A 21163-nucleotide genomic window follows, 5' to 3' on the forward strand; every position below is an offset into this window, starting at 1 on the left:
AATTTTAAACGCCCTTATCTAATTTGATCCCATATCCACCTTACTCATCATCTATAAGCAGCATAAGCACTCCGGGCAGGGCCTTGGGACGGAAATCGGCCGTGAGGTTACGGTTTCTTGTCGCCTGGAAAGAGTACTCTTCATCGGTTGAGACAACGCAGGACCCTGCCAGGCCCGGCCATGTCTCGATCCAGTTGGTCAAGGCAAAGCCCTGGTTCGGCAGAGCGGTCATGGTCACGATCGCTTCGTGATTGTAGGAGCCAGAACCTGTGACCATTCCGTAGTTCGATGGTCTGGCAGACCCTGTAATGTCGTAACTGTTTTGCATCTGGCTGAAATTTGCCTGCAGAGTGCGGTTGCCCGTGACCGTGAACATATACTGCTGGCTGCAGGAGACAACGGTATTCCCCTCGGTCCAATGGACGAAGACATATCCGGACTCGGCTGATGCATTCACTGTAGCGGTTGAACCATCAACATAGGTGCCGCTTCCGGTGACCGTGCCCCCGTCCGTGGGGGCGGCGGATACGGTTATGGTGTGGTTGCTGATCCACTTGGCATAGAGGGTCACCGCCTCGTTTACCGTGTATAGAGCGCCTTCCGCATAGTCCGTGCCCAACCCGTCGGCCTGGGTGTTCCATCCGGCAAAGGTGTAGCCAGTCCGGGCCAGGTTGCCGGTGTTCTCAGCCAGGGTCAGGTCCACTCCGTGGGTCTTGATTTGATCGGCCGGGGCCGTGCCGCTGTCGGCCTCGTTGGCATCGTAAATCACGGCGTAAGTGTTGAGAGTCCATTTGGCATAGAGGGTCACCGCCTCGTCTGCCGTGTATAGAGCGCCTTCGGCATAGTCCGTGCCCAACCCGTCGGCCTGGGTGTTCCAGCCGGCAAAGGTGTAGCCAGTCCGGGCCAGGTTGCCGGTGTTCTCAGCCAGGGTCAGGTCCACTCCGTGGGTCTTGATTTGATCGGTTGGGGCCGTGCCGCTGTCGGCCTCGTTGGCATCGTAAATCACGGCGTAAGTGTTGAGAGTCCATTTGGCGTAGAGGGTCACGGCTTCATTGGCCGTATAAGTGCCGCCCGCGGCATAGTCCGTGCCCGAGCCGTCCGCAGCCGTGTTCCACCCCGCAAAGGTGTATCCGGTTTTGGCCAGATTGCCGCTGTTGGTGGCCAGAGTCAGATCAACATCATGCGTCTTGGTCTGATCGGCCGCGGCCGTGCCACTGTCGGCCCCGTTGGCGTTATAGGCAACGCGGTAGGTGTTGACAGTCCATTTGGCGTAGAGGGTCACGGCTTCATTGGCCGTATAAGTGCCGCCCGCGGCATAGTCCGTGCCCGAGCTGTCCGCAGCCGTGTTCCACCCCGCAAAGGTGTATCCGGTTTTGGCCAGATTGCCGCTGTTGGTGGCCAGGGTCAGATCTACATCGTGCGTCTTGGTCTGATCGGCCGGGGCCGTGCCGCTGTCGGCCCCGTTGGCGTTATAAGTAACGGGGTAGGTGTTGACAGTCCATTTGGCGTAGAGGGTCACGGCTTCATTGGCCGTATAAGTGCCGCCCGCGGCATAGTCCGTGCCCGAGCCGTCCGCAGCCGTGTTCCACCCCGCAAAAGTGTATCCGATTTTGGCCAGATTGCCACTGTTGGTGGCCAGGGTCAGATCAACATCGTGCGTCTTGGTCTGATCGGCCGGGGCCGTTCCGCTGTCGGCCCCGTTGGCGTTATAGGCAACGGGGTAGGTCGTCGGGTCGGTTTTCACTTTGTAGGCCGTGTTGTCCTGGGCCGTCCCCGCAAGTTTGATCCACCCCATGTTTTCGCTCCACGCGTGCCCGGAAAAGTCCCCCGTGGCCAGGTCGATGCTCACCCCGCCATTTGTTGGGCTGAAGTTGATCCATCCAGCGTTCTCGCTCCAGGCATAGCCCGAAAGGGCCCCGGTGCCGGCGTCGCGGTTCACGCCCCAGTTAGTCGCATTGGTGTTGGCATAAGGACCCCCGGCGTCCGCGCCCAGCTTGATCCACCCGATATTTTCCGCCCACACGTAGCCCGTCAAATAGGTCGCTTCCACAGTTGCCTGCGCACTGGTAGACCGCCAGTTGTGCCAGCCCGCATTCTCACTCCAGGCATATTTGAAGGTCGCGTCGATATTGCCTGCCCATACGATCTGCACACCAAAAAGGAGAAGACAAATCAGTCCCATGATTACTGAGCGGACAATCGTTTCCATATTTCTCTTCATTTTCGATCTCCTTTGGTTCGACGTTACGCCTGCATACATGCCCAACGGAATCTCGTCGCATACCGGATGTAGTTGCGAATTCATTCGCACGGATAGGTTAGGGGCCATTGTTAAACCCGCTGTACGGTTTAAGCCGCACCTACGAAACAGCTATCGGAACGATTCACCGCGGGCAGGGGGCCACCCCCTGCACCCCCGTCAAAGGTCCAAAGATTCAAAGGATCTATTGTCCTCCGCGAACGGGCCACACATAGTACGTGTAGGTCTTATTGGCGTTGTAGACGCTGCCATAGCGCAGGTCCACGCCCCACACGTAGCTCGTATTGTACGCGCCCGTCGAACTGGACCAATAGTAGTTCGACTGCACGCCCGTAAAGGCATCTCCCGATGACCACTTTCCTGTGTTGTCAGCATTGGACAAGGCCGGATTATAATACCGCCAGTCAATCAGGCTCAGGAGTTCCATCACGTTGGGGAGCCGCCAGTCGCCCTCTACTGAGCCGTCACTAAGACCGCACTCTCCGTCGTTGAGGGCGTTACAGAATGTCAAAGCATCCTCCCATGTGGCTCTGCCTGTACTTCCAGTCGTACTGTTGTAATCGGCATTCTTCAGCCAGATCAACCCCGTCAGGTTGTCGGTCACCGTGCCGTCGCTGTTGTCTGTAAACCGGAGGTTGGGCCAGGCAACGCCTTTCTGAAGGTCGCCGTCAGATCCTTCTGGGGCAGGGTCGAGAGGAACTGTGGGTGTTTGCCCCGTCCTGGGAACCGGCGAGGGGTAGGTGGCAATGGTCCCGGTCCCGGTGCCGGTTTTAAGACCCCATTCACCGCTCTTGAGCCCCCAGAAGGTCTTGCCGCTGGCCACATCCGCCGCGCCAGCGCCATTGTCGTCATCCACGGCCGGGGCCTGCCCCATCACCTCGTCCAGGGTATGGCCACTCGAACCGGGCCCGGCCGAAGGCTCAGTGAAGGGCCCGGAACGCTTGGCCCCTGCAGCGCCTGTGTCCAGACGGTTGTAAAGGTCCTCCAGCGTGTACATGGCGCTGCCCGCACTGGTGGGATCGCCCGTGTCATCCAGGCTTCCCGCAAATCCGACATTTGAGATAAGCAAGATTAGTAAAATCACCAAAACAGCATTCACATGGCGCATGTCATCCTCCATTTGTGTTTGAGAAACCCCGGTTCAAACCTCAAATCTTCACTGTAAACCTTAGCGATTTATGACTTCAAAAACGCAGAAAATTAGAAAACCACATCCCCTAACTGAGCCCCGGCCATTTTTAGCTGGCTTAGAAGCCCCAAGTCTCCGGTGTTCCGCCACCTTCTAAAACCAGAAAGACTTCCAACCCGAACCGGGCTCACTGAAAGCACATCAATTGGCGTTGTGGGATTTAAAAGGCGCTTCAAATCTAACGACCATCATGAAACTTTCACAACTTAAGTTATTCACAACCCTGGTTATTTGGGCGAGCATTGAAAGTGACTTGCTTTTAAACGTGTTGAACGGGCACATCTTTTGGATAACTCATGCAATTCAAGGCAACAAAAACGTGAGATATGTATACGGTATCCGTTCTTTCTTCATACCCCAGGGGGGGTTACAGATAGCTTACGGATTCCGATTTTTTGCCGTTTTTGATATTTTTTTTGAAAAAGGAAGGCGCTGATAAAAAACCTCTGAAACCCGTCCCGGATTCCAGGGAAACGGCAGGACTTTCGATCAGCTTCGGGGCTTGCCCTGGCGAAGAGAAAGGAGAATCGATTCAGTTTCCGGCGCAGGGGTTATCTGCAGGGCTGACAGGGCGTCCCTGCAGCGTTCATAAACGATCAACCCTTCGGCTGTTCGCCCCTGAAGCTGATAGCAGCGCATCAGTCCCTGATAAAACTTTTCGGCAAGCGCGTCCACTTCCAGGCCGCGCAGGTAAAGATCGACCGCTTTCCCTAAACGCCCTTCTCTTTCCCATGCCCGCGCCAGTACTCCGACCGCATGGAGAAATCCGCTGCGGAGTCTGGTCACGGCGGGCCATGCCCAGGCATGAGCTTCTTCATTCTTCAGAAAATCGCCCTTATACAGTATCAGTATCATTTCTGCCAGGCGGACAGCTTCATCCGAATCAAGGCCGCCATCGGCCAGGGCTTGATCAATCCGGCCGTAGAGATGATCAAGTGCCCACACATCCACCCAGCAAATCCGATCATTTAACGACAGTTTCATTTCACTGAGTTCAACAGCCTTGTCGCAGCCGATGAGTTTGCGCAGACGGTGAAGGGTAGTGGTAAGTGCCTGCCGCGCCTTGTCTCCCTCAGCCTGGGGCCAGATGATGTCTTCAAGGCGGCCAAGTCCGACTTCGCTGCCGCCCAGGGCAATCAGCGCCTTTAGCAGTTCAAGCGGTTTTAGCTGCGGTTTGCCTTTGAACCGGAGGGGTTCTCCGTCAATGAGCGCTTCAAAGCGTCCCATAGTGAAAATCCTCACCCGCCAGGGCCAGTTTCTGATTATGACAGACGGCTTTTTCGGAAGCAGATTCCTGCTCCTTATGTCCTCCCTCACGAAATCCACCTCCATTTCCGCTTCAAGGGCCTCTGCATAGAGTTCCGTCATGATATCCGGGCGCCATCCCGGAAAGTTGAGGATCCCTTTTTCCTTTCTGATCCTTAGAGTTTTTCGCAAAGCTTCCCGCGCGCAGTCACGCCTTCCTGTTTTCAGGCTGAAATAGGCCTCATTGAGATGAGACAGCATATGCAACAGGTGACTCTGCATATCACGGCCGATGTCCCGGGCTCGGGCGGTAAGCTCTTTTGCTTTGTTTTCATCTCCGGTTTCAAAGCATATCTGAGCCGCTGTTATCGCGTTGAGCCCTTCAGGAAACGGGGTTCCCATTTCCCGTGAGATCCGCAGCGCTTCCATGCTGTACTGAAATGCCTGTTCCATATTGCCCTGCTGAAGATGGTACATGCCGCTCAGGTGATAAAAATGTGAAATATCGAGATAATTTCGGCTGTTCAGGACAGGTCTCATCCTGTCCAGACAGTTTTTTGCTGCCCGGGCATCATCAAGGGAAATCATGGCGTATATACTCTGGGCGAGAAGTCTGTAGTCGAGAAGGTGTACGCCGCTCTTCCCGGCCACCTCAAGGCCCTGGTTCACCGCCTCCAGGCTCGCCTGAAAATCGGCGGTGAACCATCCATGAACCGCCTGCTCCATCTTGACGGTCATAAAGTCGAGTGGTGACAAATCAGCCGTTTCCAGGAGTGCATTCATGATATCAATGAGCGCTCCGGCCTTATATATCTCACCCAGCCAGTAATAGTAATGCGAAAGATAACTACCGGCTATCAGGCGCAGGTTATCATGACCAGCGGAACGGATCAGATTAAACATCCGGGCTTCCCAGAGGTTCATGTCGGGATGATCAGGCTGCCTGAACATCAGGGCGGAAAAAATGGCGATGAGCGCCCTGGGCTCGAGTTCCCTGATTGGAAAGTCTATCGCGCTTTTCATCAGATGATTAAGCTCGTCAATCCATGGATCCAGCTCTTTGAAATCTCCCCATTCGGTCAGAATCGTTTCGGTTATGCCGGTAATTGAAAGAATCAATCCCGACGTATCCTCCTGTTCTCTGAAACGCTCATATGCCCTGATAAGGAAGTGCCTGCTGATAAAAGGATCAAAAGGCAGACGGCACTGAGCGTACCAGAACAGGAGCCACGGATCGGATGAGAGGATTTCCGGGGGAAGTTCACACAGCCATTGTTCGATAAGCTCCAGCCTTCCCTGGGCGGTGAGCGATTGGGCATGACTGCGGATTAGCTTGGCCTGTGAACCGTGATCACGGCATTGGCCATAGAGCTGAAAGGCATCTTCGAGGTTCCCATGCCGGACAAGTATATCGGCAGCCTTCCGAAACAGTTCCGTCAATTCTCCGGGATCTGATTCCTTCTCATTCCTTGACAGCAGAAATTCCCTGAACAGCGGATGAAACTGATAGGATGTCCCGTTTTGGGCTTTTTTTTCAGTGAAATAATTCTTACGGTACATTTCGGCAAGGACCCGCCCGGCACCGGCAAAGCCTGTCAGTTCCCGGGCGGCTTCCGGTGTGAAGGACGGCAAACAGGCCGCCTGGAGAAGAAAGCGCCGAATTTCGGGTTCCATTTTGTCGAAAATTTCACCGGCAAAATAATTGAAGAAGAATTGCCTGGCCATTTCCTTTGAGGCCGGATCAGGCTCCTGCCCCGGACCACAATATTCGAGCATGATCACAAATCCAGCGGTCCAACCTTTTGTGTGTTCCAAAATCTCGGGCACGAATTCGATTGCTGATTTCCATTTATCATGGAGTCCTGCTATGCCCAGCGATTCCCCGCTGGTTAACGACAACTCCTCCGGCCCGATGATTCCTATCTTCCTGTTGACGACAAGTCTCGTCATTGCCGGAGGTGGAGATGCCCGGCTCAGAACAATGATGTTCAAACCCGGCGGCACCTGTTCCAGTCCGGCGTTCACAAGATTATGCAGCCCGGACTCCGGCGGGACTTCATGGTAATTGTCCAGGACAAGAAGGAAGGGTTTTTTCACCAGACTGAACAATTCGCGGAAATATTGAACGGAATAGCTGGAAAGATTATTCAAATATTCAGGAGAGAGCCTGGGCAATGGTGATCCGGGCCAGGAGGCGGATTGTTTGACTGCTTCGCTCATGTAATAAAAAAAATTGGCTGGTTCATGATCCGTCCTGTCCATCTGGTACCAAATGGAGGGAATTTGTTTCGACTTTATGTACGAAGCCGCCAGAGTTGTTTTACCGGCGCCGGGCAGACCGGATATCCATATCACGGAATGCCGCCGGTATTGGCAGATCCTATCGAACAACCGTGTTCTGTTGAATACGGTGTAAAGACGGGGAGGCGATATTTTTGCTATTATATTCTTTTCCTGTCTCAAACCGAAAACAATGACTCCTGTCCGATGAACGGAAGATGAAGAGATTCGTTGAAAAGTCGTGAGGATTGAAGGGGGCTGTACATCAGTGCTCTCCGGTGTTCTAAAAGAATCCGAATCATAAGTGCCCCCGGTTCTATTGCCAGTCTACCGTTGAACTGATTATATATTAAATCAATTCCCATTTCCAGTTTTGAATGAAATAACACAGGTTCTCTGCGGTTTATGGCGATGTAAAAGGCCAGACCCCCCGGATTACCTCACCTTCCAGCAGCGTAAAAAATAATACCTCCCGCTGCCGCATCAGGGGAAAAAGGGTTTTATTTTTGATGTAATGGCGGTTTTTCAGGGATATGATCGGTTCTAAGCGAAGAATCGGCAACAGAAACCATAGACACGGCCAGGAATACAATGCGAAAATCTCAGGAAAGATATAAGCGATGAAGGATTATCTTGATTCAGATCTGCTTATTTGGCACTTGAGAGGAGAACGCAAAGCCCTTAATCTGCTCAAAAGGCTTCGGGACAAAAAGCAGTTAGAGCTATGGACTGGTGCCATGCAGCGTGCCGAAGTTGTCTTTTTCATGCGGCCGGAGGAGGAATCAAGCACTTTTTTACTCCTGGCGCAGCTTAAAACCGCACCGATAGATCAAGAAATCATCGACAGAGCCGGAGAATTTTATCGCAAATGGAATCCCCACAGCGGAACTGATGTTAACGACGCCATTCTTGCAGCAACTGTCCGGCAAACAGGCGGCACAATATACACTTTGAATACCAAACACTATCCCATGCCCGCGAGGTTAACGTTCAACGTGCATGGTAGAGATGTGGCTTCCGGGCCGGTACAAACAGTTGTTGACAGCCCGCAGGCTGATCTGTTTCTATGCGGTGCGTGAACTGGGCGTGAGCCTGGCCTCCCTGGCCCGCCGTTTCAATATTTCGGCGGTGGCGATCAGCAAGTCCGGGCGGGGTGCCGAGATCGCCGGGAAAGAGGGATATGAGCTTTACCTAAGCTATAAGTTAATAAGTTTGGTGCTTCCCTTTCGGCCCCGCGAATCCTTCAGCTGTCCATGAGCAGCAAATAAATGCCGGGACAAAGTTCCCTGGGGACTTCATATGCCCCCATATCCACAGCGCTTCCAATGACTCGCGGCTGATATGCCCGGTCATAAGGGATCGGCTCCGTGGTGTTTCCATCTCCGTCCAAATCATGGGAGTCGGCAGGAAGGGCGGATGTGTCGCCAGCATCTGCCGCCGGACTGCCGGTCTGAAGTCTTAAATCGCCGTTGCCGGGATTTGTAAACAGAGGATCGGCGTCGATATTGTTCCCATCGTCTCGGCCCAGGTCACCGTCCCATCCGGTGCCGCTGCCGCCACAGCCCTGGATGTCGCTGTAGCCGATTCGGGGATAGGCAGAATAGTTGTATATCTGATCCCCCCCGTCTTCGGCCGTATTTCCCCATAAAATCGAATTGGTCAACTCTGGCTTGCAGTCGCCGCCATCTTCGCCGTTGCTGGCCACCGCCCCTCCCCATTTCCATGCCGCATTGCCGCTGAAAACTACGTTTGTGAGTACCGGATTGGTTGTGCCGGCATCAACGGCGTAATTATAAATGGCGCCGCCGCTGCTTTCAGACAGGTTGTCGACAAAAACCACGTTCGTCAGGACCGGGCTGCTGTAACCCATATTGCCGCCATCGTTAAACATGGCCCCGCCCCTGGCTCCGGCCCGGTTGCTGCTGAAGGTGACGTTGATCAGCTCGGGATCGCTGGGACCGCTTGTGCCATTGTTATACACCGCTCCGCCCCATGTTTCCGCCCGATTTCCGATGAAAATGACATTTTTGACCACAGGGCTGCATTCTTCCTCGGTCCCCTGGTAAGGGGTGTGATCCGTATTGCAGTAGATGGCGCCGCCTTTTCTGTTATCATCCGAGCCCTCCGCCTGCCCGGCGGTCACGATGAACCCGTCGATAACGGTGTTGTCCGTGATGATCCCGTTGGTGCCTCCGTTTAAATACATTACGTGAAAGGCGTTGCTGCCGGTAATGTCGGCCGGATTTGTTACGACACCATGCGCTTTGGTGGTGTCGTTCTGCTCGATATCCCCGCTAAGCACGGTCAGATTTTCTTCCCAGTCCCGCTGGTCGATAGCGGTTTCGCCTCCGGCAAATCCGCCGTAGAGTTTGACGTTGTCAAATTCCAGATCCTCGGGGTCTTCAGCGGCGTAGCCTCCCAGGCGGAAGTATTCGCCCGGACTGTCGTTTGTATGCTCCTTAAAGGTGCTTTTGCTGTCTTCATCAGGGTAGTATACTCCCTCGGCGACCCAGATTTCATAGTCTATGCCGGCATTGTCGTCCGCGTTCGCTTTGTCGAGTGCATCCTGCAGGCATATATATGCATTCGCCCAGGAAGTGCCGTCATTGGCGCCACTAGCATCCGTGTCCACATACACTGTGACAGGTGTCGATTGGGCATGAATGCCGAAACTAAACAGAAAAACAAAGATTCCCGCAAGAATGCACACGATCCATGCCTGCATGCTCCGGACAGCAATGCTCGTCAAAAAATCGAAAAATCGCATATAAAACGTCTCCTTTCTTTCGGTTTGAAATTAACAGTTTGAAATCAAAAAAATTATCTTAAGCAGGAGTTGACAGTAAAAATATCCGGATATCTGTTATTCTGATTGAAGGGCTGGGGACTACTGGGAACTACCGGAGCTATGGGCTTGCGAGAGAATCTGGGGATGCTACTGCATCTGAAACCCCATCAAAAAAGCTACTTTTTGATTAAAAATAATAGAAATATACTCCAGTGGAGTCAAGGGAAAAACAAAGAGCAAGCATCTCCTGAATGGGCTATTTTTGTGAGTTAGGAACTATAATCGAAATTGGTTTCGTTCGCCAACTTTTGGAGTTCCACTTTCCATAGACGAATGCGATACCCATTGCTACCGCCACTATCAGCTGTGATTAAAAGCTCTTTGGCATCGGAGTAAACTTTGCTCCCCATCGTTAACCACCACTGCCGGATGCTTTCCACAGCAAATGCAGAGGTATCATTATCAATACCAACATTAACCCAGCCAGAATCCTGTCTCAAACCATAACCCCCGTATGGAGAAGCTTTGCCGAGATTGGGATCTTTAAAATCATGAACATTAACTTTCTCCGGCTGTCCCTTGGGGCGATATTCTCGGCCATTGTTCTTGAAGGGACCAACGAGTTCCTTCTTTTTGGTGTCTACTGATATAACAGTTTGATTATTTGCTTGAAATAAGTTTTTGCTTTGATAAATATATTCAAACTGGGCATTACGGTCTGGATGAGAGGCTCCTTCCAATATTTTTTATTTGCTTGCAGACTATAACCCATCTCCTTTAAAAGCTCGCCAACCATACGATGGCTGGTGGCGTGCCCTTTTTCCTTTAATTCATCAGCGAGATTGTGCAGGCTCTTGCATGTCCAACGCAAAAAAGATTCTGGATCACCCCGGGTCAGGGGCTCAATGAGAGATACTAAATCAAATTTTAATGCCGGATTTTTATCAATATTTATTTTGTTACAGTCCCTAAGTTTTTGATTTTCTCAATCTAATATCTAATACCCAAAACCTAAGACCTGAAACTCCTTAGCAGATACCCGTCACTGAATTGTTGCTGAATTTTTACCGACAAATCACCTATTTATCATGGAATCGTCAAATCCGATCCTTAACATCTCCTTTTAAATGAAAATGCGCCAGATCAAGGTATTGCTCTTTGTAAAACATTAGGGGATTAAACACCCATACAATAAGCTATACCGAAACCGACAGGAGATATATTAATGGAAAAATCGGGATTAAAAATCGATTTGCACGTGCATTCGCAGTCATCCAAGCGGCCCTCGCAGTGGGTGCTTCAGAAATTAAACTGCCCGGAGAGTTTTACCAACCCGTTTAAGCTCTATGAAATCGCCAAGGCCCGGGGAATGGATTACGTCACCATTACCGATCATAATACCCTTTCGGGCGCCTTAGAGATTGCCCACTTAAGGGATACGTTCGTTAGCGAGGAGATCACCACCTATTTCCCGGAGGACCACTGCAAGCTTCATGTGCTGGCCCTCAATATCACCGAAGCCCAGCATGAAGATATTAGGCGGCTTCGTAAGAATGTATATGAGCTGGCCGGCTATCTGAACAAGACCGGGATTGTCCACATTCTGGCGCATCCGTTTTATGACATGAATCATAAGCTGACGATTGATTATTTTGAAAAACTTCTGCTGCTGTTTAAAAATTTCGAGTTAAACGGCTCCAGGGATGACTATCAGAACCAGGTACTGGCCGCCATTATTAATGGAATTACCCGGCATGACATTGAATTGCTTGCGGACAAACACAACATACCCCCCTATGGAAAAAATCCGTGGCAGAAAAACCTGACCGGCGGCTCAGATGACCATTCCTCCCTTAATATCGCCCGGATGCATACCTGGGTCCCCGGGGCGGCCACCCTGCCGGAATTTTTTTCAGGACTTGAAACCGGACGCGCCGAGGTTGAAGGATCGGCGGCCACCCCCAAAACCCTGGGGCACAATCTATACGGAATCGCCTATCAGTTCTACAAATCCCAATTCAAACTCGAACGATATGTGCATAAAGACAGGCTGCTTCGATTTGTTGACTGTGCCCTGACCATACCTGATGAAACCGAAAACAAAGGGATATTAACCCGGCTGCAGGATTTTTTGATCTCCCGGCGGCCGTCGATTTCCTTTCTGCATGAACAGAATCCGGGCCTTATTGATATGATCCAGAAAAAAGGGCATTCACTTCTGGCGAAAAGTTCCCGGATGCAGTGGATAACAAAGCACCCCCGGGATATGAAAATGGATAAAGAGGATGACTGGTTCCGGTTCGTCAATGATATCTCCGAATCCCTGATCCATAATGTCGGCGATAATATCATGGAGAATTTTTCCAAGGCCAGGCTCTTTAATATCTTCCAAACCATCGGGGCCGCCGGCTCTGTTTATTCCCTGCTGGCGCCCTATTTTCTGGCCTTTCGCCTGTTTACCAAGGACCGGAAATTTGCGGAAAAATGCCATGCCCAGTGTCTCGGCAAGGCGCCCGGGATTAACCCGGATAACTGCAGAATGGCCGTTTTTACGGATACGCTCCATGAAACCAACGGGGTCGCCCATACCATCCGGATGATGCTGGAAGCGGCGCAGAAAAATAATAAATCTCTCTCCGTACTTACCTGCGGCCCGGAACAGCAGTTGGCGGGGCAGGTTAATTTCGCACCGATCGGCGCTTATGAATTGCCGGAATACCCGCAATTAAAAATGTATTATCCGCCGATTCTGCAGATGATGGATTATTGCTACCAAAATAATTTCACGCATATTCATTGCTCAACACCCGGCCCGGTGGGACTTGCCGGACTGGCCATCGCCAAAATACTTGAGATTCCATTTTACGGAACCTATCACACGGCATTTCCCCAGTATGTATCGGAAATCACCGGGGATGAGGACCTTGCAGAAATGATGTGGAAGCTGATGAGCTGGTTCTATAACCAGATGGACATGGTTTATGTGCCCTCCCGGGAAACCGGAAAGGAACTCATCAAAAAAGGGATTCCGGAATCCAAAATCTGCCTATACCCGCGAGGGATCGACATCCAGCGGTTCCATCCCGCCAAACGAAACGGCTTCTGGAAAAGCAATTACCAATTAACCGACCAGGAGTTAAAGCTTTTATATGTCGGCCGCATATCCAGGGAAAAAAATCTGGAGATTCTGGTACAGGCGTTCAGGCAGATTGAAAAGCAGGCCCCCAATGTCCGGCTGATTCTCGTGGGCGACGGCCCGTATCGAAAAGAGATGCAAAAGGAACTCAAGGGCTCCCGGGCAATGTTTACCGGCGAACTCACCGGGGAAGCCCTGGCCCAGGCCTATGCGTCAAGCGATGTGTTTGTTTTCCCCTCTTCCACGGATACCTTCGGCAACGTGGTTTTGGAGGCCCAGGCATCCGGAATTCCGGTCATCGTGACAGACCAGGGCGGCCCCAGGGAGAATTTAAAAGCGCCGCAATCCGGGCTCATTGTGCCGGCAGGTAATGCCCGGGCGCTCTCTGATGCAATTATCCAGCTCTGCAGCGATCCTCTGCAGCTTGACCGCATGAAGGCGGCTGCCCGCAAATATATGGAAAACCGCTCATTTGACCGCGCATTTTTGCGGACATGGGACCTGTATAAAAAAAATACGCCAACAAAAAACCCCATCGCAAAAAGCAATTCATTTGAACAAATTCTGGATCTGGCTTCCTGATATGGAAAATCTTCTAAAATCTTTTGACAAATTCAACGACTGGTTTTTTCAGCACGTCCACGGCCACCACTTGATCTATAACACCTGCTGGGAGGACCCCTGGATTGATCGCCAGTTATTGAACCTAACGCCTGACAGCCGGGTGGTGATGATTACGAGCGCCGGCTGCAATGCCCTGGACTATCTGCTGGACGCACCGGCAGAGATTTATTCAATTGACGTCAATCCCCGCCAGAATGCCCTGCTGGAATTAAAGCGCACCCTGATTCAGCATGGCAATTATGAAGACTTTTATCGCATGTTCGGAAACGGCGTGCATGAAAATTATCGCACCATATACGAAAATTTGCGGCATCACCTGCCCCGTTATGCCCGTGACTTCTGGTGCCGCAACATCGCTTACTTCAACAAAAAAAAGAAATTCCGAAAATCATTTTATCATCACGGCACATCGGGTTTGCTAGCCTGGTGCCTGAGGGGTTACCTCTATCACATCAAGAAAAAGGCCCGCCCTTACCTTATTGACCTGCTTTCCGCCAAAAATCTTCAGGAGCAGAGAATCGTCTATAAAAAGATAGAAACCCTGCTGTGGGACCGGTTCAACTCATGGCTGCTGCAGCGTCCGGCTTTCATGTCCATGGCGGGGGTCCCCGGGGCTCAGATCCGGCTGATCAAAGAAAACTATCCCGGCGGATTGAGCTGCTATATCAAGGACAAGCTAAGGCACGTATTCACCGAAGTGCCGATGCAGTCAAATTATTTCTGGCGGGTCTATCTCACCGGCAATTATTCTCCCGACTGCTGTCCGAATTATCTGAAAAAAGAAAACTTCAACTGCTTACGGGAAAGCATTCACAAAATAAAAACGTATACCACCACGTTGACCCATTTTTTAGAAACCCATCCGGGCAAATTCACACACTTTATCCTGCTTGATCACCAGGACTGGATGGCCGGGCATTCGCCGGAGGAGTTGATGGCAGAATGGGAATTGATATTAAAAAACAGCCAGCCGAAAACGAAAATTTTATTCCGTTCCGCAGGTATCGATCACAGCTTTCTTCCCCATACGGCCAAATCCGCTTTGCAATTCAGGCCAGAGTTAAGCGAGCCGCTTCACCGGCAGGACCGGGTGGGCACCTATGGCAGCCTCCATTTTGCGGAAGTTATCGGGTAAAGGGCATACAGCAAATGACAGCCGCATTGCAGCGATACTATAAAATACATTCGAAAATCTATGACGCCACGCGCTGGACGTTTCTTTTCGGCAGAAATCAATTGATTCAAACAATCGGCGAATCCTGTGCCCCCGGCAGAATTCTTGAAATCGGCTGCGGCACGGGCAAAAACCTGGCTGCTTTATCCCGCCTGTTCCCCAGCGCACACATCGTCGGCATGGACCTGTCAGCCGAAATGTTATGCGTGGCCCGAAAACATTTGGGTAAACACAATCATCAGATCCGCCTGATCAATACGGCCTATGACCTGCCCCTAGATCCAGATCACCCCTTTGACCTGATTGTCTTTTCGTATACACTCTCTATGATCAACCCGGGCTGGAGCCATGCCATCCGCTGTGCAGCGGCTGATCTCTCTCCAAACGGTCTTATTGCAGCCGTGGACTTCCATGACTCCCCGTTTGAACCTTTTAAAACATGGATGCAGATCAATCATGTGCGAATGGAAAGTCATCTGCTGCCGGAATTAACGCTGAATTTCCATCCTGAAACGATGCACATCCGGGTTGCTTATGGCGGATTGTGGGAGTATTTTATTTATATCGGCAGAAAGCTGCCGTAAAGTACGTGCCCCCCATCTGCTCCCGCCGAAAAAGATAAAAACGCGATTTGTCACACAATTGTAACTTGACAAACCTATAATTCAACCTTCTAATACTTATTATAGGGCGTTTATCTATTTAAAAAGGAGGCGCACGATGTTTAATTTTATTCGAAACGGTAATGTCGGTTACGGCATTGCGATCGGGGTCGGGGCTGCCATTCTGGTCCCCGTTGCCGCAAAAGTGATCGCCAGCGTCGGCAAGCCGCTGCTCAAAGAATCCATCAAGGGCAGTCTTTACCTGGTTGACAAGGGAAAAGTCGTTGCGGCCGAAACGCGCGAAACTTTCGAGGATTTAACCGCAGAGGCCAGATCCGAGCTGAATGAATCCACAAAAGCCGGTGAAGCAGCCAAGAAATCCGCCGCCACGGCCAGTAAAAAAGCCTCGTAATTGATGGCTTCGCAAAAAGTCCAATATCTTTGTTGCGCTGCATCCCTCGGAATTTCACGTACTCCTATGTACGCTGCATTCCTCTGGATTTGCGCGCCGCGATCTTGAACATTTTGCTTTGCCATCTCACAATTGAGTTTTTACGAGACTGTTATAATTCGATTTTCAAAAAAATTTTTGATTTTTGCCGAGCCCCAAAAATCAAACCCGATATTTGTGCCTAAACTTCCTGCTAATGCCCAACTAAACGAGATATCAGACTAACAGGCGATTTTAATGGATCTGCCAACAGGAAAAATCGTTCACTTGACAAGCGGCCGGGCGCGGATTCGGATCGAGCAGAAAAAGAATGATCCGGCATTTTTTAAATCTCTGGAGGAAAACCTGAAAGGGATTGCCGGGGTCAAAGCCATCCACCCCAATCCGTTAACCGGCAGCCTGCTGATTGAAGGGGATTTTTCCGATGCCGGGCAATTGGCCGAGCTTTTAAATACAGACAAGCTCTTTCAGCTGACAATACCCCAAGCAGACGGCACGCCGGTCAGGCAAAAAGTCTACCACTCCTTTACCGTAAGCAACCGCTTTGTCAAAAACCGCAGCCGGGGGGAACTTGACCTGCCGGTTCTGATTTTCCTGATGCTGGTGGGTACGGGTATTTACCAGTTGATGCGCTCGGAAGTCAGGCTTCCGCCCTGGTATACGGTTTTCTGGTATGCTCTTGGGGTTTTCACCAAGTCCTTGATGGACAGCGAAGCCATAGATGATGACGGCGGTGAATAACCCGTAAGCCCACAACCCCCTAAAGCATGTATAGAGCTTACAAATGAAAAATGCCGACCCGCATCCATTGCCCTCGGAATTTTTGGTCCAAACGGTTCACAGCCGGGTGCCCGGCCGGGGACGGTTCCGTATCTATGGGTTAAAAGCCGCTCCCTTTCTGAAACCGCAGATTGAAGAGGCGCTTTCCAGGCAAAAAGAGATTTCCCAAGTATCTGTATCCGTTTCCACCGGCAAAGCACTGGTCTGCTTTGATGAGAACATTCCCCATGAAACCATTGCCGAACGGCTATTTCACATATTACATCCCAATGCCTCCAACATCCCGTTTTCTGCCAATCTCTCACCTGACTCCCCTGCTGCAGGGGAAACAAACCCGATCGACCCGCAGACGTTTGCTGCCATGGAGGATTGGCACCGCCGAAGCATCTCGCGGACCATGGAAATACTTGGCGCCGAAGCCTCAGCCGGATTATCGGAGGATGCGGCAGCCGGTAAGCTGAAGTTATACGGGCGCAATATCCTGCCTCAGCGGCGCGAGCGGACCGGATTTTCCATCTTTGCCGACCAGTTTAAATCCCTGCCGGTTGGCCTGCTGGGGGCGGCGGCCGGCCTCTCCTTAGCCTTGGGTGCGATTGTGGATGCCGCGGTTATCGTGGGCGTCTTAGGCGTTAACTCGGTCATCGGGTTTGCCACGGAACGACAATCTGAAAAAACCATACAGACCCTCCAGAAAATTGTTCCCCCGCCAGTGCGGGTGATCAGAAAGAACAAGGCCGTCAAGATTGCCTCGGAAACCGCTGTGCCCGGCGATATCCTTGTCTTAAAACCCGGTACTTATATTGCCGCCGATGCCCGGATTGTTGAGGCAACATCCCTGACCATTGATGAATCAAGTATTACCGGAGAGAGCCTGCCGGTGGAAAAATTCACCAAAGCGCTAAAGAAAAAAGACCTGCCGATATCCGAGCGGAAAAACATGGCCTTTATGGGCTCTGTTGTCACCGGCGGATGGGGCAAGGCGGTCGTGGTGGCCACAGGACCGAATACTGCCTTCGGCCAGTACCAAGCCCTTCTGCAGGACACCACCCCGCCAAAACCGCCGATTGAAACGAAGCTGGACCGGACCGGCAACCAGTTGGTGATGCTCTGGGGCGGAGTCTGTGCCGGGGTATTCGGTGTGGGGCTCTTAAGGGGGTTTAATATCTTAAACCTCCTCCGGGTATCGGTTTCGCTGGCCGCGGCCGCGGTGCCGGAGGGCCTGCCTGCCGCCGCCACCACGACATTTGCGCTGGGCATGAATAAAATGCGTGAATACGGTATTCTGATCCGGCATCTGCCGGCTGTAGAAACCCTTGGGGCGGTGCAAACGATCTGCCTGGATAAAACCGGCACCATTACCCGGAACCGGATGACCCTGGCTGAGGTCTATACCGGTAAAAAACGGCTGGATCTTGACAATGGTCGGCTTCAGCTGGCAGGCGAAGCAGTGGCATCCGGAAAGATCCCTGAGCTTGATCAGCTCCTGACTGTGGGCTTTCTCTGCAGCCAGGTGAAAATCAACGGCAATAATGAAAATTGTGATCCTGAACTGATCGGCTCCCCCACGGAAAACGCCCTGGTGCATGCGGCGCTCAGGCATCATATGGATGTAAAATCCATCCGCAAGCAGCACAAACTTTTGGAAGTCAACCACCGGTCTGAAAAACACCCGATTATGAGTACCATCCACACGGCCCCGGCGGACAAGTTTCTGCACGCGGTCAAGGGCAGCCCCGCAGACGTGCTGGGGATGTGCGGCTTTCACATGGTTGATGGCGAAATCCGGCCCCTGACAGCCGAGGACCGCAAAAGCATAAAAGCCGAAAACAAGCGGATGGCCGGAAAGGCCTACCGGATCCTCGGGGCAGCCTTTCGAACCGTTGAGAACTTAAAACAGACCCGGTCACCCAATGGATACGTCTGGCTGGGCTTGATCGCTTTGCGGGATCCCCTCCGGCAGAATGTCAAGGCGGCCATACACGCATTCCACCAGGCCGGAATCCAGACCGTCATGATCACCGGAGATCAGCCCTTGACCGCTGAAGCCGTGGCCCGGGAACTTGATTTGAGCAACGGCCGGCCGCTCAAGTTAATGGATGTCGAGGAACTGGCGGGAGTGACGCCGGATGAATTAAAGGAACGGGCCGCGGAAGTCCATGTGTATGCCAGGGTCAGCCCGGCGCACAAGCTCAAAATCGTGCAGGCCATTCAGGCAAGCGGCAAAGTCGTGGCCATGACCGGCGACGGGATCAATGATGCGCCCGCGCTTAAAGCGGCGGATGTGGGCATCGCCATGGGCCGGGACGGCACGGACGTTGCCCGGGATGTGGCGGATGTGGTGCTTGCAAAGGACCATTTGGATACGATCATCCAGTCGGTCCGGCACGGCCGCACCACGTATGCCAATATCAAGAAATCCGTTCATTTCTTTTTGTCCACGAATTTTACCGAGATCATGCTCGTGGCCGCATCCATGGGAGTTGGGCTGGGCTCCCCGCTTACCGCCATGCAGCTTCTCTGGATCAATATCATTTCGGATATTTTCCCGGGCCTTGCCCTGTCCCTTGAGCCGCCGGACACCGATGTGCTTGAGCACCCGCCCCGCCCCTATGATGAGCCTATATTCAACCGGTCTGATTATGGCACCATGATGCGGGAATCCGGCGTGATCACGGGAACCGCCATGGGCGCTTACGGGTATGGGCTGCTGACATACGGATTTGGCGCCCAGGCCTCAGCCCTTGCCTTTCACAGCCTGACCCTGGGCCAGCTCCTGCATGCATTCAGCTGCCGGACGGAGAATCAAACTGTTTTATCCAGTTACCGGCGCCCCGGAAACAACTGGCTGAATCTCGCGGTTTTCGGGTCCATCGGGCTGCACCTGAGTACCATGTTCGTCCCGGGCCTCCGAAACTTTCTGCAGCTGGCCCCCCTCAGGCCGGTCGACACGGCTATTGTTTTCGGCGCCGCCCTGCTCTCATTGACGGGCAATGAGACAATTAAAAGCCTCCTCCACTCCAAAACACCCGCCCAGATTGCCCGCAAACGGCTTCTAAGTAACTTCACGGTTTAAGGATTAATTATATTTGGGGGCTATATCAATACGGATAAAAACGAGAGGCCGGAGCCTTTCAGGGCCGTATCAACCATTACGCTCAAAGCGGCCCGTCCCACATATTTGCCGGCGTTGTTAAAGGACTCATTCAGATGGGTATCCAGCGTGGCCGCCTGTTTCAGATCAACATACTGGCAATCCTCAAAAATCTGAAGAATCCGCTCGGGCGATAAAATCTCCGGATCATACCTCACGGTCAGGCTGCCGGTTAATGCGTTTGCGGAAACCTGCTTGATTCCGGAAGCATCCTTAAAACAATTCCGGGCTTCATCCAATAGCGGCGGATTATCTCTAAACATCGGATTTCTGACCCGAAGCCGGCCGGGAATATGATGAATATAATGCGCCATTCTTTTATTTCTCCTGTTTTTACAGATTTTATCTCTGGCAAACATACATTAATCATCAATTACCGGATAATTGTTACAAATTCGTTAAGGGTATATTATTTTTTGATTTCAAAGAGGCGGTCAAAACCCACAAAAACGCTTTAGGCTTTCAATTTCGTCCGCTGATAAATACCGCCACTGCCCGGCTTGTAAATCCCCGAGATGTAATGTCGCCATGCGAACGCGGTGCAGGTGAACCACCTCGTTATTCAGGGTTTCTACCATACGGCGGATTTGCCGGTTCCTGCCCTCTTGCAGGATAATCCGAAATTCGTGACTGCCCTGCCGGTTAATTACCGCCGGCCGTGTGAGCTTGCCATCCAGTTCTACACCGCCTGCCAGGGCGGCCAGATCAGCGTCTGAAACCGGCTTTTGGGTCTTTACCGCGTATTCTTTCTCATGGTCAAAAGACGGATGGGTCAGATGATAATGCAGCTGTCCATTGTTGGTTAAAAGCAGAAGCCCGGTGGAGTCTTTATCCAGCCGCCCCACCGGATAGATACGATGGGGAATATCGATTAGATCGAGCACGATTTTGCGTTTGGCATGCCGGCAGCTGCTGATGTAGCCTGCAGGTTTATTCAGCATGATGTATATATCAGGCCCCGCGGAAGTGACAGCGCGTCCAGAGACTTCGACAACATCCTTATCCGGATCAATCTTAACCCCCATCTGAGTGATAACGCGGCCATTGACCTTGACTTTGCCCTCCCGGATATAAGCCTCTGCCTTTCGCCTGGAACACACTCCGGCTTCTGACAAAAATTTCTGTAGACGAATCATTTCATTCATGGTGTTCTGCCTCAGTTCAAACGGGCCGCCCGCGTTAACGCCAATTTTCGACATAATTCAATAACTCTGCGGCATTCGCTTGCCATATGCAAGCCTTCTTACACTTCATGACAATTCTATGACAAGCCCCTGAAACCTTAAAAATCATAAAAAGCCAATAGCCTATAAAGTGTTACGAATTAATGGCGAAAATTCATGCGTTTGTCACAAAACAGTCACGATTTCTTAACAGTAACAAAGGAATACCCCAAAGTAGCATGATTTTCGAGCCTTAACGCAGGTTACGAAATAATGACCAGGCGCAACCGAATTTTAACAAAAGATCAGGAGGTATTAAC

Annotated in this window: 13 protein-coding genes and 1 pseudogene; 7 read left to right on the forward strand and 7 right to left on the reverse strand. The window is 51.8% G+C overall.

The genetic code is table 11. From position 1 onward, the window contains the following. Window positions 1–40: 40 nt before the first annotated feature. The 3 genes from U5L07_14385 to U5L07_14395 form a co-directional block, all read right to left on the reverse strand. The gene (locus tag U5L07_14385; protein MDZ7832932.1) at window positions 41–2221 is read right to left on the reverse strand and encodes an InlB B-repeat-containing protein; all 2181 of its coding nucleotides are present in this window, start codon (window positions 2219–2221) and stop codon (window positions 41–43) included. Between the two features lie 223 nt (window positions 2222–2444). Further along, window positions 2445–3380: a DUF1566 domain-containing protein gene (locus U5L07_14390; GenBank protein ID MDZ7832933.1), complete on the reverse strand. Its 936-nt coding sequence runs from the start codon at window positions 3378–3380 to the stop codon at window positions 2445–2447. 558 nt (window positions 3381–3938) lie between these two features. Beyond that, window positions 3939–6956, reverse strand: coding sequence for a BTAD domain-containing putative transcriptional regulator (locus tag U5L07_14395; GenBank protein ID MDZ7832934.1), 3018 nt, complete (start codon window positions 6954–6956; stop codon window positions 3939–3941). A 638-nt stretch (window positions 6957–7594) separates the two neighbouring features. On the opposite strand from U5L07_14395, the gene U5L07_14400 reads away from it, so the two are divergent. After that, window positions 7595–8053 (forward strand): PIN domain-containing protein, encoded by a 459-nt coding sequence (locus tag U5L07_14400; protein ID MDZ7832935.1) that lies wholly within the window; start codon window positions 7595–7597, stop codon window positions 8051–8053. A 164-nt stretch (window positions 8054–8217) separates the two neighbouring features. Here U5L07_14400 and U5L07_14405 read toward each other — a convergent pair whose 3' ends face one another. Then, complete coding sequence (locus tag U5L07_14405) at window positions 8218–9741, reverse strand: choice-of-anchor Q domain-containing protein (GenBank protein MDZ7832936.1); 1524 nt, start codon at window positions 9739–9741, stop codon at window positions 8218–8220. A gap of 314 nt (window positions 9742–10055) precedes the next feature. Beyond that, window positions 10056–10684: pseudogene (locus U5L07_14410) on the reverse strand (ISAzo13 family transposase). A gap of 303 nt (window positions 10685–10987) precedes the next feature. Here U5L07_14410 and U5L07_14415 point away from each other — a divergent pair. From U5L07_14415 to U5L07_14440, 6 genes are all read left to right on the forward strand, one after another. After that, on the forward strand, window positions 10988–13480 hold the full coding sequence (locus tag U5L07_14415; protein MDZ7832937.1) for a glycosyltransferase: 2493 nt from the start codon (window positions 10988–10990) through the stop codon (window positions 13478–13480). 1 nt (window position 13481) lies between these two features. Continuing rightward, window positions 13482–14657 carry a BtaA family protein gene (locus tag U5L07_14420; protein MDZ7832938.1) on the forward strand — a complete coding sequence of 392 codons (1176 nt, stop codon included), beginning with the start codon at window positions 13482–13484 and terminating at the stop codon, window positions 14655–14657. Window positions 14658–14671: 14 nt separating this feature from the next. Then, the gene (locus U5L07_14425; protein MDZ7832939.1) at window positions 14672–15280 is read left to right on the forward strand and encodes a class I SAM-dependent methyltransferase; all 609 of its coding nucleotides are present in this window, start codon (window positions 14672–14674) and stop codon (window positions 15278–15280) included. A gap of 136 nt (window positions 15281–15416) precedes the next feature. After that, complete coding sequence (locus U5L07_14430; protein MDZ7832940.1) at window positions 15417–15710, forward strand: DUF5132 domain-containing protein; 294 nt, start codon at window positions 15417–15419, stop codon at window positions 15708–15710. A gap of 276 nt (window positions 15711–15986) precedes the next feature. After that, complete coding sequence (locus tag U5L07_14435; protein ID MDZ7832941.1) at window positions 15987–16490, forward strand: hypothetical protein; 504 nt, start codon at window positions 15987–15989, stop codon at window positions 16488–16490. Window positions 16491–16533: 43 nt separating this feature from the next. Further along, window positions 16534–19602 carry an HAD-IC family P-type ATPase gene (locus U5L07_14440; GenBank protein ID MDZ7832942.1) on the forward strand — a complete coding sequence of 1023 codons (3069 nt, stop codon included), beginning with the start codon at window positions 16534–16536 and terminating at the stop codon, window positions 19600–19602. Window positions 19603–19622: 20 nt separating this feature from the next. Here U5L07_14440 and U5L07_14445 read toward each other — a convergent pair whose 3' ends face one another. Beyond that, the gene (locus U5L07_14445) at window positions 19623–19994 is read right to left on the reverse strand and encodes a hypothetical protein (GenBank protein ID MDZ7832943.1); all 372 of its coding nucleotides are present in this window, start codon (window positions 19992–19994) and stop codon (window positions 19623–19625) included. A 120-nt stretch (window positions 19995–20114) separates the two neighbouring features. After that, the gene (locus U5L07_14450) at window positions 20115–20879 is read right to left on the reverse strand and encodes a pseudouridine synthase (GenBank protein ID MDZ7832944.1); all 765 of its coding nucleotides are present in this window, start codon (window positions 20877–20879) and stop codon (window positions 20115–20117) included. Window positions 20880–21163: the final 284 nt, after the last annotated feature.

The organism is Desulfobacterales bacterium (assembly GCA_034520365.1).
Classification (GTDB): domain Bacteria; phylum Desulfobacterota; class Desulfobacteria; order Desulfobacterales; family Desulfosalsimonadaceae; genus M55B175.